This is a genomic window from Butyrivibrio sp. ob235 (assembly GCF_900109475.1).
In the GTDB taxonomy this organism is placed as follows: Bacteria; Bacillota; Clostridia; order Lachnospirales; family Lachnospiraceae; genus Butyrivibrio.
In genome coordinates this window covers 257,488-271,930 of the sequence record NZ_FOBE01000002.1, presented here as the reverse complement: position 1 = coordinate 271,930, position 14,443 = coordinate 257,488, and the positions used below count along the sequence as shown (strand labels likewise).

The 14,443-nt window shown below is 45.4% G+C and carries 10 protein-coding genes and 1 tRNA gene; 1 reads left to right on the top strand and 10 read right to left on the bottom strand.

Features of this window, described 5'->3' with window-relative positions:
* Positions 1-101: 101 nt before the first annotated feature.
* From BMW61_RS03660 to BMW61_RS03645, 4 genes are read right to left on the bottom strand one after another with little or no spacing between them, the layout of a single operon-like run.
* Entirely contained in the window at positions 102-593 is a 492-nt protein-coding gene (locus BMW61_RS03660) for a metallophosphoesterase family protein (protein WP_091819858.1), read from the bottom strand.
* A gap of 25 nt (positions 594-618) precedes the next feature.
* Entirely contained in the window at positions 619-1,218 is a 600-nt protein-coding gene (gene rdgB, locus BMW61_RS03655) for an RdgB/HAM1 family non-canonical purine NTP pyrophosphatase (RefSeq protein WP_330363845.1), read from the bottom strand.
* 32 nt (positions 1,219-1,250) lie between these two features.
* Complete coding sequence (locus BMW61_RS03650) at positions 1,251-2,300, bottom strand: N-acetylmuramoyl-L-alanine amidase (RefSeq protein ID WP_091819856.1); 1,050 nt, start codon at positions 2,298-2,300, stop codon at positions 1,251-1,253.
* Positions 2,293-3,450 (bottom strand): THUMP domain-containing class I SAM-dependent RNA methyltransferase, encoded by a 1,158-nt coding sequence (locus BMW61_RS03645; RefSeq protein ID WP_091819855.1) that lies wholly within the window; start codon positions 3,448-3,450, stop codon positions 2,293-2,295. Before BMW61_RS03645 ends, BMW61_RS03650 begins: the two co-directional genes overlap by 8 nt.
* 324 nt (positions 3,451-3,774) lie before the next feature.
* Between BMW61_RS03645 and BMW61_RS03640 the strand changes: the two genes are divergently transcribed.
* Positions 3,775-3,848 (top strand) — tRNA-Arg (locus BMW61_RS03640).
* Between the two features lie 89 nt (positions 3,849-3,937).
* On the opposite strand, the gene BMW61_RS03635 is transcribed toward BMW61_RS03640, so the two are convergent.
* The 6 genes from BMW61_RS03635 to BMW61_RS03610 form a co-directional block, all read right to left on the bottom strand.
* A complete protein-coding gene (locus BMW61_RS03635) occupies positions 3,938-4,180 on the bottom strand; it encodes a hypothetical protein (protein WP_022762777.1) in 243 nt (80 codons plus the stop codon).
* A gap of 103 nt (positions 4,181-4,283) precedes the next feature.
* Entirely contained in the window at positions 4,284-5,426 is a 1,143-nt protein-coding gene (locus BMW61_RS03630; RefSeq protein ID WP_022762776.1) for an HD domain-containing phosphohydrolase, read from the bottom strand.
* 3 nt (positions 5,427-5,429) lie between these two features.
* The gene (locus tag BMW61_RS03625) at positions 5,430-7,952 is read right to left on the bottom strand and encodes a DUF342 domain-containing protein (protein WP_091819854.1); all 2,523 of its coding nucleotides are present in this window, start codon (positions 7,950-7,952) and stop codon (positions 5,430-5,432) included.
* A 133-nt stretch (positions 7,953-8,085) separates the two neighbouring features.
* Positions 8,086-9,186, bottom strand: coding sequence for an S-methyl-5-thioribose-1-phosphate isomerase (gene mtnA, locus BMW61_RS03620; protein ID WP_091819852.1), 1,101 nt, complete (start codon positions 9,184-9,186; stop codon positions 8,086-8,088).
* 32 nt (positions 9,187-9,218) lie between these two features.
* Complete coding sequence (locus tag BMW61_RS03615) at positions 9,219-9,980, bottom strand: response regulator (RefSeq protein WP_091819850.1); 762 nt, start codon at positions 9,978-9,980, stop codon at positions 9,219-9,221.
* Positions 9,981-9,983: 3 nt separating this feature from the next.
* The gene (locus tag BMW61_RS03610; protein ID WP_091819849.1) at positions 9,984-14,414 is read right to left on the bottom strand and encodes a hybrid sensor histidine kinase/response regulator; all 4,431 of its coding nucleotides are present in this window, start codon (positions 14,412-14,414) and stop codon (positions 9,984-9,986) included.
* Between the last annotated feature and the right edge of the window lie 29 nt (positions 14,415-14,443).

Genomic DNA, 14,443 nt, shown 5'->3' with positions numbered 1-14,443 from the left:
AGACTCCTCCAATTCAACCAAGATAATATCCTCAAAATCAGTTCCTGCAACACATGCAAAAAACTTGATTCCAAAAACTTCCCAATACTAAATACACACTCTTACAGCACATCCAAATACTTAATCTCATAAGTCAGCTCGCCTTCATCATCAATAGTAAGCACGAGATATGAAGGTTTTCTGCCCTCCTGTCTGGGGTAGGAGAGGCTTCCGGGGTTAAACACGTACATGCCGTCTATCTCCGCCGCCACAGGCTTGTGGGTGTGGCCGTAGATCACGACATCGGCGCCTCTTGAGAATGCCTCGCGCATGATCTCATCGCTGCCCATATTCACAAGATATCTGTGTCCGTGAGTAAGGAAAAATGTGTGCGGCCAAACTTCAAAAACCTGCTCATCGGGAAGACTACAAAAGAAATCGTTATTGCCTCTCACAATCCGCATGGGAGCGCCTGCAAGCTGCTGCATCTGCGTTTCACTTCCCTCCGTGTCGCCGCAATGAATGATAAGGCTGACAGGGCTTTCCGCCTCTACAGCCTTATAAAAATTCTCATCTTTTCTATGTGTGTCACTAACAATCAAAATTTTATGCATACAAAAATATTACCTTACTAAGTGATTACTTAAGCTTCTCAGCCATCATTCTGAGCGCTTTGCCTCTGTGGCTTATTGCGTTCTTCTCCTCAGGGCTGATCTCTGCGGAAGTCTTGCCGTATTCGGGCAGGAAGAAGATCGGATCATAGCCAAAGCCGTTTTCACCTGCAATCTCATGGCCGATTATTCCTTCCATTGTAGCCCTGACTACAAGCTCCTCGCCGTTTGAACGAACTGCTCCTATGGCACATACGAATCTGGCAGTGCGCTTTTCATCCGGAACGCCTTCAAGTTTCTCGAGGATCTGCTTGTTCTTCTCGGAATATGGTGTGTCATGTCCAAGGAATCTGGCGGAATATATGCCGGGCGCCTTGTCCAGGTAATCAATCTCAAGTCCTGAGTCATCAGCCATGATGCAAAAATCGGTCATCCCCTTCTCTTTGCAGTAATCAGCGACAGCTCTTGCCTTGATCATGGAGTTTTCCTCAAAAGTGGTGCCGTCCTCGACTATATCAAGGTCGATTCCCTCATCCTTCATGGAATTGATCTCGGATGCAACTCCGCCCAGAATCTCTCTGATTTCTCTCATCTTGTTTTCATTACCGGTAGCAAAAATTATTTTCATAATATATCTCCATTACAAATAAATTGTATCGATTAGCCATTTATAATTCCCTGCAGGGCATCATCCTCCGCTGAAGCATCTGCGGGATTTACTGCCTCAAAAGCATTGCGAATTCCCTCTGCAACGCCCTTAGCGCACTTCTCTATATAGCTGTCCTTGGAAAGCTTGTCGTGATCGACTCTGTTGTTGAGATTGCCGATTGTCACAAAGGCAGACGGAATCTTTGAAGTGGTCAGCTTTTCATTCTCCTTATAGGAAGAAGATAGGCCAAGAGCCTTGTTACCTGAGTTCTCCGCAACGCTCATCTCAAGCTTGTCGGCGAGCTCCACATTTCCGAAGCCTCTTATGAAAAATCTGTCATTGAAATATGTCCTTACACCTGCGTCGCTCTCGACTGTCTCGTCGATTCCAAGCTGTACATAGAAATCCGCACCGGAATCATTTATAAGTGATGCAAGCGCCTCCGCTCCAACCTCAGCGTCATCGAGCGTGGTAAAATACAGCTTCACGCTCTCATCTCCCTGAAAAGCGTTCTTGATATAAGGGATCATCTTAAGTCCGAGCTCATCCACAGGATCGATTACTACTACATTTTCATAGTCACCCGAAGGTGCGTTAAAATTCACCACAATCTCGCCGTCTCCGAGCGAAGTTGAATTCTCGTATAGGCCGTCAAGCCAGAATTTAAGGCAAACAAGACCGCTATCTCCAAGCGGGCTGAAGGTAGCCTTCTGGATACAGATGAGATCTGTCACCACACCGTTTTTCGCATAAAATTCAGGGTCTTTGCCCTTAACATAGAGCACAAACTGATGAAGTCCGTGCCTCTCCTCAAAGGTGATGCTGTCTGAAGATACCCCGCTCTCAAGCGGTATCACTAGGCTTCCGTTTCCTTTAGAAGTCGTGGGAGCCTGAATTTTTAATTCATATTCGCGGGCATCTTCGATTTTGGCTGCAACCTCCTCACCCGCTTCAGCGATTATGACATCCTTGGTAGCAGCTCTAAAGAACATGACTCCGAGCGACAGCACCACAAATATACCGGTCATGATCGCGGTTTTCCGTAGTCTGTTTTCAATCATTACTTATATTCCTTCTGGGAGGTTTAGGTCCCATGTATTGGTAAAAATAGGTCTTTATCATACCGTTGTAAATCTTACGGTTTTTGTCGGCCTTTTTGCCGATATCGCGCTCCGCCTTGTCATATGCGGTGATAAGGTACATAGACCAGGAATCCAGCGCCTTATATCTCTCGCCAAGCGTCTTGTAAAGCTTAGGAAGCTCCTTCTGCTCACCGATTCTCTCGCCGTAGGGCGGATTGGTGATGATGAAGCCGTATTTCTTCCTGTGACTTAAGTCAGCGACAGGTCTCGCCTGAAAATGTATCATTTTATCGACACCGGCCTTCTCGGCATTTATCCTGGCAATGTCAATAACCTCAGGATCGATGTCGTAGCCCTGAATATCGGTATCGACGCCAAAGTGAATCTCATCAGCGCACTCCTCGCGCACATCCTTCCAGTTCTGGGGAGTAATGATATGTGTCCATTTCTCCGCTGTGAAATGTCTGTGCATTCCGGGTGCCACGTTCGCCGCGATCATCGCCGCTTCAATGGGGAAGGTTCCGCTTCCGCAGAAGGGGTCCACAAGTATCCTGTCGGGTTTCCAGGGTGTCAGCATCAAAAGAGCGGCCGCCAGGTTCTCGGCAATCGGAGCCTTGGCCTCAAGCTTTCTGTAGCCTCTCTTGTGGAGTGACTCGCCTGTCGTATCAAGGGCCACGGTGACCTCATCCTTCATAAGGAAAACCCTCACCGGGAAGCTCTCGCCGCTTTCCTCAAAACGCATGATTCCGTAGATATCGGAAAGTCTGTCAACCATCGCTTTTTTCATAATGGACTGTATGTCAGACGGGCTAAAAAGCTTACTTTTAACACTGCTGGCCTTCTTAACCCAGAACTTGCCGTCCTTCGGAATGTATTGTTCCCAGGGAAGCGCTCTGGTTCCCTGATACAGCTCCTCGAAGGTTATCGCATGAAAAGAACCGACCTTGATGAGTACTCTCTCGGCCGTCCTCAGTCCGATATTAGCACGGACAACGGCGTCCGCGTCACCGATGAAGGTCACTCTTCCGTCCGCAACCTCGCGTATCTCATAACCAAGGTTAATTATTTCTTTTTTCAAAACCGCTTCCAGACCGAAATGGCATGGCGCAATCAAATCAAATCTCTGCATAGTTATCCTTTTATAATAATCTGCGGGTGACTAATTAAATCCGTTTTATTTTATCACAGTTTGTAGTTTTAAAAAATTTTTTATTTCACTATAAAGTTCCGGGAACTTTTGTCGATATACTTATTGCAGAACAAAAAGGACAATCTCCTTTTCTTAATGACCGGTATGGAGTCCCCACCCATGCCGGTCTCCTCCCATTAATAGGGGATTTTTGTGTGTCTCAGATCCGGAGATTGGAAAATAGGGAAAAGAAATTTAAAAACAGTATTGACAATTACTTATTCGATGTTATAATAATTTTTGCTGCACAAGTTGTGCAGGCATGTGTGTGTAGCTCAGCTGGATAGAGCGTCTGGCTACGGACCAGAAGGTCGAGGGTTCGAATCCTTTCACACACGTCGATTAAAATAAGAGCCATAGCAATTAGCTATGGCTCTTATTTTGTTCGAGTCCGGAGGACTCGAACGGGTTCGATCTCCGCTCGGCGTCACTTTTTCTGTCGTATCAGTCGTACTACCATAATCACCACGGCGATGATAGCTATTATTACGTCGAAAATCGGCATTGCCATCATCAGCACTAAAGTAATAACCGGAAATGGAGTTCCTATCATATCGGGATCCCATGGGATCAGATACACATCCATTAAGGGTGCTATCTTAAAAACAAACAAATTCATAACCAGCGTTGCCGGTATTAAAATCAGTGATTCATACGGGTTCTTTTCCATCTGTTCAAGTTTCCTTTTTTCATATAATAAAAGGATGAATTTTTATAAATTAAAATTCATCCCATACTTTATCTTTATAGACTTATATTATAGTACAGTACTATCACTGGCTAAGCAAGCCTCCGCCACCGGCGGCCAGATTTGCTTCCTCCTCTGCCTTGGTTCTTGCAACCATGGCCTCCATCTCGGGTCTTGCAATATCGAAGCAGGCGAGCATCTTTGTGGAGAAGATTCCGCTCTCACCATTTTTGATCATCTCATAGGCCTTGCTGGGCGAATAAGCTGATTTATATACACGGTCACTTACAAGCGCATCATAGACATCCGCAAGGGAGGTTAGCTGCGCAGCGATGGAGATTTCCTCTCCCTTTAAGCCGTCGGGATAACCCTTGCCGTCGTATTTTTCATGATGGTGTCTGCATATATCGTAGCTGACCTCAAGATACTCCTTATCCTGCAGGTCTGCCAGCATCTTAACAATCTCGCAACCTCTTGTGGTATGCGACTTCATGATGTCGAATTCATCGGGCGTAAGACGTCCGGGCTTTAGCAAAATAGCATCGGGAACGGTAATTTTTCCGATGTCGTGCATGGCACTGGCATTTGTAATAACCTCTATCTTGTGCGGTGTTAACCCGAATTCGGGATAGTTTCTCATCGCCACATTTGCCAGAATCTGAACAAAGCCCTTGATTCTCTTTAAGTGATATCCGGATTCAAGATTACGGAACTCAACTATCGTACAGATTGTATCGATAATTCTGCTGTTGGTCTCCCTTAAGCGTTCCTCCTGCTTTTTAAGAACCAGGTACTGCTTTTTAAGAACCTTGGTCTGATCGTTAACCTTCTGTTCAAGAACCTTGCGGTTCATATTGAGCTCGATAGCCCTCTTAACCCTGTGTTGGACTATAAATGAATCAAAGGGTTTATGAATAACGTCGGTAGCGCCTGTCTGGTAGCACTTTCTCTCGGTCTCTGCTGAAGTGTCCGCAGTAATCATCAAAACCGGAATCTTGTCCGGAATCTTGTGCTTGAATAGTTCCTCCAAAAGTCTGAACCCATCCATTTCAGGCATAACTATATCAAGCAGAATCGCGGCGATCTCGTCCTTTTTCTGCGCAATAATTCCAAGAGCCTTCTTTCCGTTTTCAGCCTCCAGAATATCATACTTATCCTTGAAAATTTCAGCCAGGATACCTCTATTTATTTCTGTGTCATCTACAATTAGAATACTCTTGTCAGCCACTTTTTAGCTCCTTGCTATCGGTTTCTCACCGTCAAGCATTACCAGTCCGCCATCTTTCCCTGTAAAGGTTATTCCCCTGGATGTTTCGACTATATCATGCACTCGCAGCACTCTGTTTCCAAGTTTCACGGTAGTTCCGCTAAATACAAGTCTTGAGACTATGACTTTGGCATCCCTTACCGATTCCATCTCTTTCTCTATAACTCGCTTTCTCTCGTTCAGTTTTTCAAGCTCAGCTTCCTTTATCGCAGATTCTGCATTGATTTTGATTTTTATCTGCAAAGCCTGTTTATTGGTATTATCGTTAAAGGACTGCAGCTTTCCTCTTTGTTGTTCGTAGGTTTTAAGCTCCGCATACAAACGACTGACATTCTTAAGAAGCATCTGATACTCGTAATCGAGTTCCTCTGTGATTCCCGTTCTGACAACTGTTTCCTTTACTGTTTTGCTTCCAAGAACCGCTGTTTCAACGCCCCTTAGTGAGGTAACGACACCTCCGCTCACAAGTCCTTTTTCGCCAAGCATAACGACTTTTCCGTCAGCTGATACATCGCAGTTCAGGCAGTCGTTGGAAATAAGATCACCCTTGCACTTGATGTTTGCCGTATCAAGATGAGCTGCTGCCACCATGCCTCCGGCCGTTATCGAAACACGGTCGTTTACATTTCCGACAATACTTTTTTTGACAAACACGCGGCCGCCGGCATGTATATCGGAACACGAAACGCTTCCGTCCACCACAACATCACCTTTTGCCTGGATGTAAACATTGTCTACATCTCCTTTTACCCAGATGGTTCCGTCGTAGACTATCTTATCTTTGACATTTATAAGTGATTCGTAGGTCTTAGCCTTATCAATTCTTATCTCGCCGTTTAGGATTCTTCCGACACCCGCAAGCGAGGACACATACGTCTGCTTATCGGCCAGCATCATGAATCCCTGTCCTTTTAGTATCGGCTTTCCTTTTCCAGGCTTTGCCTTTAACAGTTTTCCGTTGACATCGAAGCCGTCCTCACCGACAGTTGCGGGATGATAGATTGCAAGCTTATCTCCGAGCTTGACCTCCTGGAACACTTTTACCCTGGAAAAATCCGCCACGTCTCCGCTGCTTAAATCCGGCTGAATGTCCTCGTTCAAATTCATAAGGAATTCATAGTATCCGTCGGTCCCGTTCACAGGTAATTTCCCCTGAGCCACAAGAGTCTTAACGCCGAACTTCTTATTCAGTATCATCTCTTCGATGGCCTTCCTGCTGACGCCCCTTCGTACACGGGCGCTGTACAGCAGCTTAATCACCTTCTCAAGAGTATATGTTGTTCCCTTGGCTCCGAGAGGAAGAGTAAAATAGCACTTCATTTTATCTTCCGAAATATCGATAAGGCGTCCTTCCTCAGTCTGAAGGAACTGCCATGCCTTAACCTCTTCATCCGCAGGCTTCTCCAGCTCTTCCTGGAGCTGTCCCGTAAAGAGCTTGCTCAAATTGCTGGGAAGAGTTTTACCCTCCTCAAGCCATTTACGCATGATTCGCATCTCCTGCGCGGGATGAACCATGCTCTTATACAAATCTACATCTACATTGTTCTCAAGTCCCCTTCTTATCTCGTACATCTGATCTGCGCGATAAAGGGACTTTGCATAGGGCGTAACATCAATCTGATGTTCAAGTCCGAGGCGCAGCTCTCTCATCTGCTTCCAACCGTATTTCTCATCGGCATAAATGGAAACATCGAGGTTCTGCTCCAGACCTTTCCTGACCTCATGCATACATTCGCCGCGCATGCCAAAAAGGAAGTAACGGTCAATATCCTCGATTCCTTCCTGTTTTGCCTTTCTGATCTGTTCCAGCTGCTCGGCATCAAAATTTCTTTTTACATATTCGGAGATATCTATCTTCTCCTTAAAAGCAATGTGGATCTGCTCCAATGTGGATGCATCCTTATTGCGAATCAATCTCTCGTCAAGCTCGAGGCCATCCTCGAGGCTCTCTCTTATCACCCTCATTTTCATGTAGGGCATATCTATTCGCGCATACTGAGATATGTCTGTGCCGTGCTCGAGACCAATCCGGATTTCTTGCATCTGCAGCCAGTTGAATCTCTCATCCTGATAGAAGATAACAGGCACACCCGCCATAAGTCCGAGTCTGATCTGTTTCATCTGGTCTGAAAAAAACTCCGGCCTTGCATACTCGGAAACATCAAGATTTTCCGAGAGCCCCTCTCTGATCTCGGCAAGCTGCATTATATCAAAGCCCGCCTCACGATAAGCAGACATATCGATTCCGCTCTGAAGCTCAAGCCGTATCTCTTCCATCTCATTCCAGGGCACATCAGGTTTGGCATAGGTATCTACGTTGACCCCGGTCGAAAGTCCCTTTCGGATTTCCGCAAGCTGATAAATGTTGAAATTCTGTTCCTTGTACTTTTCAACATCTCCGCCCTGTTTCTTTATGAGCAGCAGCTCGTTAGCTATCAAATCAGGCTGATATAAACTTTTATCCTCATCGGCGGTAACAACAGCCATTATCAGTGCCCTCGCGTATTATTTCGGCATATAATCTTCCAAAAATATTCTATCACCGAAAAAAATAACGCTCAATGAAATTGCACGAATTTATGAATATTTAATACTCTTTTTCCGTTTTCTTAAAACACGATTACATACTCTCAAACAGTTCAGCTATGCTAACATCGTACGGCGCACGAAGCACTCCAAACTCAGTCACAATGCCTGTTATAAGCTCGTTATCCGTAACATCAAAAGCGGGATTATAAACCTTCACGCCCTCGGGAGCCATGCGCTCCTTATACCACATTTCGGTAACCTCTTCGGGCTTTCTCTGTTCGATTTTTATGTCGTCACCGGTCTTCGTATTTATGTCAATTGTTGAGGTTGGCGCACATACGTAAAAAGGGATTCCGTAGCGTTTTGCCACAGTCGCCACCACACTGGTTCCGATCTTATTGGCGGCATCTCCGTTAGCGGCAACTCTGTCGCACCCCACGAAAATAGCGTCTATTGCACCGGTTTTCATAAGAGATGCTGACATGTTATCGCACAAAAGAGTTGTATCTATTCCGGCTGACTGCAGCTCAAATGCGGTGAGTCTTGCCCCCTGAAGGAGAGGTCTTGTCTCATCGCAGTAAACGCGTATATTCATGCCCTTTTCATGAGCAAGATACATAGGCGCTGTGGCTGTGCCATACTTGCAGGTCGCAAGCTGTCCCGCGTTGCAGTGTGTCAGAAGGCCGTAGCCGTCCTTTATAAGAGTGAGGCCGTTCTCTCCGATCCTTCTGCAAACATCGATGTCCTCCGTCTTAATGCGCTCGGATTCCTCTCTCATCTCTGTTATAAGAGCGTCCCTGTCAAAAGAGCCTGCCCCGTCTTCCTCTGTCATTCCGCGCTCCTTAGCCATGCTCATCACATGTGCTTCCATGCGCTTTAATGCCCAGGAAAGGTTCACCGCTGTGGGTCTTGAAGAATTGAGGTAGTCACTCTTTTCCTTGAGTTCTGTCATGAACTCCGAAAAAGTCTCTGCCTTCGAATGTTTCATAAGAATATAAAGACCAAAGCCCGCAGCTACTCCGATAGCCGGTGCGCCGCGAACCTGAAGAAGATAAATCGCATTCCAGATTTCCTCCCCCGTGCGCAGCCTTATCATCTCTGTTTTTCCGGGAAGAAGCGTCTGATCTATTATCTCGATCGCATCATCCTCATCGACAAGCGCTACTGTCTCATAGTCCAAAATACTTTTCATTACCAAAAATCTCCTCTTACATTTTTTATCTGCTATTTTCTCTCAGCGAAGAATCTCTGCAGATCTGCCATAAGCTCTTCACGCTTTATGGACTTTAAAAGATAGCCTTCGGGCTTTAAGTTTACAACCTTCATAACACTTTCCTTGTCACTTTTACCCGTAAGGAAAATAACCGGAATATCCCTGGTTGAGGGGTCGTTTCTGAGCATCTCAAGAACCTGCGGTCCGCTTGTTATCGGCATCTCATAGTCCAGAAGTATGAGGTCCACCTGCGTCCTTCCAAGAATCCTGATCGCCTGAAGCCCGGACACAGCCATGGATACCGTGTATTTTTCACGAAGCCAGTCCCTGATCAGACCTATGTAGGTGGCATCGTCGTCCACTACCATGATGCTTTTTTTCGAAGGATTCAGAAGTTCCGAAAACTGGTTCTTGACCGTTTCGATGAAGTCCTCAACATCCAGTGGCCGAAGGAACGTCTTCAGAATCATTCCACTGGGCAGCTTTCCCTTGGCGATATCGGTGTCTACCTTTTCGCCGATGATAATAATCTGCTTATCATCCTCTGTCAGGTGCTCGTTCAGATAGTGAAGAAACGATTTCTCAATCTTCTCAGACTGATCAAGATAGTATGCAATTGCTGATGCATTATCCCATTTTTTGCTCACCACATCGATATCGGGCGTAACAAAGAAGAAGTCTATACCTGCCTCCCTGAGTTTATTCTCAAGAGCACGTATGACGAAGGTCTCCTTAATTCCTATAAGCATCAATTCCTGATTTCCCATACTCATCGCTTAAACCTCTTCCAAAACCTTTGTGATTTCATCCCAGTTCAGTTCCTTGAGTAATCTGAAAAGCCGCTCGAATCTCTCATTGTTTTCGCTTCCGCAATCATACTCCTTCATGTCGAGAAGTACCATTTCGAAGGAATCATAGTCCATCACCGGAGCGAATTCCTTAAGTGCCCCATAGGCCTCTTCAATGGTGGCTTCGTCGCATTTCTCCTTCTCTTCACTGTCCTCTTTTTCGGACAGCTTTGAAAGGCTGTTTTTGTACTCTCTGTACATTTCAAGAAGTGAAGTCGTGTTTTCTTTTATTTCTTCAATATTTCCGGTCTTTCCTGCTTCTTCCATTTTAGCAGAAAGTTCGGACAATTTCGACGCTCCGATAATTCTGGCGGAGCTCTTAAGGGCATGTACCTTTATGGTGTAAAAATCGTAATTCCCTTCATCATAGGCCTTTTCAATCTCATCCGCTTTTTGTTCCACAGTGAAATAGAAGGTATGAAGTGCATCAAGAAAAGCCTTGCCGTTTCCGCAGTTTTTAATCCCCTCAGTCACATCAATTCCGTTAACGGAGAACAGCCACTCCATGCCCTCCATGGGATTTTCGTTCTCTCCGGAATTTTCTTCGGATGCAAAATCAGTGGGATCCGGCTCCTGCAATAATTCCTCGGGGATGTTGCTCTTAAGTGTTTCCTCAAGCTTTTTAACATTCACGGGCTTCTCAAGATATCCGTTAAATCCCTTCTTTACATAGTAGTGCTCGCCGCTGTGAGCTGCATTTGCAGTCAACGCAAATACAGGAAGCTCGTACCCTTCTTCCCTTATCCTTTTAAGTGTTTCAATTCCGTCCATCTCAGGCATCATGTGATCAAGAAGTACCAGTTCATAGTGCTCCTTTGCCAGCTTTTTAAGGCATTCCTTTCCGCTTAGCGCAGTGTCCACCATAAGCTTTGTTGCCTTAAGAAGTCCCTTTAATACCTGCAGATTCATCTCGTTGTCATCAACAACAAGGATTCTAGCGTCAGGTGCGATGAAGCCGGGAACGTAGTTCTCCTCGTCATATGCAGCAGTTTCATCTTCCTTGAACTCACCTATGGGTTCGTCCTTTTCCACCTTCTGTACCAGTGTAAAGAAGAACTTCGATCCCTCGCCATAGGTACTCTCACACTTAAGCTCATCTCCCATAAGTTCAACAAACTGCCTGGAAATATCAAGTCCCAGACCGGTTCCCTGGATGCCGCTGTTTTTCTGCTCCTCAAGTCTCTCAAAGGCTGAGAACAGCTTGTCCATATCCTCGGGTCTTATTCCGATTCCGGTATCGGATACGCTGTAATTTATAGTACAGGTATCTCCTTCCTTCTTCACAAGCTCGAGAACCAGTTTGAAGGATCCCTCCCTCGTGTACTTAACAGCGTTTGTCAGAAGGTTCACGAGAACCTGTTTTATCTTGCCGTCATCGCCGTAGAGATAGCGCGGTATCTCAGGATCTATTTCCGTTTCAAAAAGAAGATCCTTTTCGTTACTCCTCACTCGGATCATGGTTGTTATGGTCTTCAGGAATTCCCAGAGGTCATAACTTTTCTCCACAAGATTCATCTTCCCCGACTCTATCTTGGAGAGGTCAAGGATATCGTTTACAAGTGACAAAAGCGTCTCTGAAGCCCTTTTTATCGATACGGCATAACCCGTTACCTGCCCTGAGTACTGCGGCATGGAGAGACTCTTATCCTCTCTCAGGATCATCTCATCCATTCCGATTATTGTATTGATAGGAGTTCTGATTTCATGCGACATGTTTGCAAGGAATCGCGATTTAGCGCTGTTAGCTCTGTCTGCCTCCTCTTTTGCAACACGAATTTCCTCATACTGTCTTCTGATAATTGTCGATCTGAGGAACCACCAAACCAGAAATCCGACCGAGCCTGCTACAAGGACAACCATACCTATTCTGAATATCGGAAGCTCCGTAAAATGAGCCTTTTTGTATATAGGATAGACTTCGTCCCTCAGGACTTTTCTTGTATTCTTATCGAGCACCTGAATGTGCATCGTATAATCTCCATAGGGCAAATTGGTGTACGATAAAGAAGACAGTTCATCCTGATATACACTGACACCGTCGTCCTTTGCACCATCAAGGTAGAATTTGATGAGAGGATTCGACAGCAGGTAATTCAAAATAGATACTTCGAACTGTATACGTCTTGCTCCGGCAGGGATCTCATACACTCCGTTCTCACCTTGCACAACCGGCTCGTCGTCTGCAGTAACCTTGTCCAGATCAATGAGATAGCCATTGTCAAAGGCATCATAGGATGTGGTCGAGACTTTTCTTACACCGTCAGTACAGCATAGGAGAAGGTCACCCTCCTCACCTGTAATGCTGTTCCACGCATTAGCTGTAAGTGATGTGTTAAAACCTCTGGAGTAATCCAGCAAATCCAGTGTATATTCTTCGTTTTCAATCACGTTATCTGCTTTAGCAATGAAAATTCCGGCGCTGGAGCTTATCCAGGCCACCTTATCGGGCGTGATATAAACGTCATAGCAGTTGGTATAGGGAAATGCATCCAGCTTTCTTATAGTGCTTCTGTCGTCATAGTACATCGCATTACTTGTGACATAGATGAAGCCGTCATTATAGGGCACGATGCGAAGGACCACCTGTGTTCCCAAGCCTTCCTCGGGACCCTTATGGCCGATTATTTTGTGATCCTTTATAATATATATTCCTTCGCCGTCCGAACCGGCGAGTATGCTTCCGTCCTTATCCTCCACAATTGTAAGCATCTGCGGGGATTCCATGCCCTCCTCTTCTCCGATAGTACAGACTATCTCATCTCCGTCTATGAAGTTAATACCCATATTGCTGGCTGCTACAACTTCTCCGTTAGACAGTTCAAGGCAATACCTGAATCTTCCGCCAAGCGTTCCACTCGTCTCATTAAAAGACTTAGCCTCTCCGTCTGCGCTTACTCTTATAAGTCCGTCCTTGCCATAAGTTGACAGCCATATATTATGCTTGCTGTCGACCATCTGATGCCTTATACGGACTCCTTCGAAGTACTTAATATAGTCGTAATCCTTCGCTGTACAAGTCTCTTCATCAAGAATTGCAAGGCCCTTGTCCATGCCGATGTATATCTCTCCATGATCAACGAGGACGCTGTTTACGACCGCTTCATCAAGTCCGGCTTTCACAAAGACGTTGTAGAAGGGATTCTTGGAAAACTCCAGCATTCCCTGTTTATTTGACGAAAACCACACATTGCCCTGGTAATCATAGATACAGTCTGAAACAGAGCTTCCAAAGCCGTTTTTCATAAGTCTCGTGACATTACCGTTTTCATCAATGATACCGAGTCCGTTCTCTGCGCAGAAAAAGCAGCCTGTTCCATTCTGCTCCGGCACAAGCTTGTTGTAGTAATTTATGTTTTCTGTTTCGACCTGTCCTGTTATCTCAATGTTTCCGCCATTGTAACTGCAGCGCTGAAGTATGTTGTCCGAGGTTCCGAGATGGAGTGTATCTCCGTCTGTACAGGCCACTGTCGTATAGGTAATGCCTGTCTCCTCAAATTCCAGTTCCTGAAGAAGGTCACTACCTTTCAGGAAAAACAGCGTTCCACCGTTAGTGACTCCGGCAATGATGCCGTCTGTCACATAACTCATAGATCTTACTGAGGTGATACCCGTCAAATCATCCAGTTTTTCCAGCGTCATATCCTCATGTATAACTGTTATGCTTGAAACTGTCCCGACATAAATGTTTCCGCTGTCATCCTCACATATTGATCTTATGGAATCAGCACTCAGTCCGTCCTCAGAGGTAAACCTGCTCTTCTCCTCAGTTTCAGGGTTATAGCACACAAGCCCCGTATCGTTTGTGCCTATCCATAGCCTTCTCTTCGAATCAACGTACATGACCATTACGTTGCAGATATTGTCATCTATATCAGCAGCTTCGAATTTTATTCCGTTATATCTGTACAGTCCCGAATACGTCCCAACCCAGATATATCCATCAGAAGACTGTGCCAGCGCATTTATCTCATTGGATACAAGCCCTTTACTGGTGTCATAGCTTATGGATGCATATTCAGCCAGATAGTCTCTTTGCCTGTTATACCCGGCAGCCGCCTGAGTTGACGTTTTACCGCCGTTATCTGCCATTATTGCGCTTTTGGCCTTCGCTACTATTGTATTATTGATCTTAGCTGTTATCGCATGATTCCCTATGTCCCCAGATTTATAATCCGATGATACCCCCTGCAAAATATAGCCAACCCCCAGAGCAATAAAAAGCGCCGCAAATATCAAGGCGACAGATTTTCTGTGATGGATCTGCCGCTTTCTTTGCGACGTATTGCTTAATTTGTTTAACGGTATCATGCTATTACCTATTATTCTATTATTACCTATTATTCTATTGTTTTCAGCCATTCAGCTTTTCCTGAGATTTTATTAATTGC

Bases quoted from the DNA above. Each gene is read 5' to 3' on its own strand.
- BMW61_RS03660 (WP_091819858.1), bottom strand. From the start codon at position 593: ATGCATAAAATTTTGATTGTTAGTGACACACATAGAAAAGATGAGAAT.
- rdgB (WP_330363845.1), bottom strand. From the start codon at position 1,218: ATGAAAATAATTTTTGCTACCGGTAATGAAAACAAGATGAGAGAAATC.
- BMW61_RS03650 (WP_091819856.1), bottom strand. From the start codon at position 2,300: ATGATTGAAAACAGACTACGGAAAACCGCGATCATGACCGGTATATTT.
- BMW61_RS03645 (WP_091819855.1), bottom strand. From the start codon at position 3,450: ATGCAGAGATTTGATTTGATTGCGCCATGCCATTTCGGTCTGGAAGCG.
- BMW61_RS03635 (WP_022762777.1), bottom strand. From the start codon at position 4,180: ATGGAAAAGAACCCGTATGAATCACTGATTTTAATACCGGCAACGCTG.
- BMW61_RS03625 (WP_091819854.1), bottom strand. From the start codon at position 7,952: ATGGCTGTTGTTACCGCCGATGAGGATAAAAGTTTATATCAGCCTGAT.
- mtnA (WP_091819852.1), bottom strand. From the start codon at position 9,186: ATGAAAAGTATTTTGGACTATGAGACAGTAGCGCTTGTCGATGAGGAT.
- BMW61_RS03615 (WP_091819850.1), bottom strand. From the start codon at position 9,980: ATGAGTATGGGAAATCAGGAATTGATGCTTATAGGAATTAAGGAGACC.
- BMW61_RS03610 (WP_091819849.1), bottom strand. From the start codon at position 14,414: ATGGCTGAAAACAATAGAATAATAGGTAATAATAGAATAATAGGTAAT.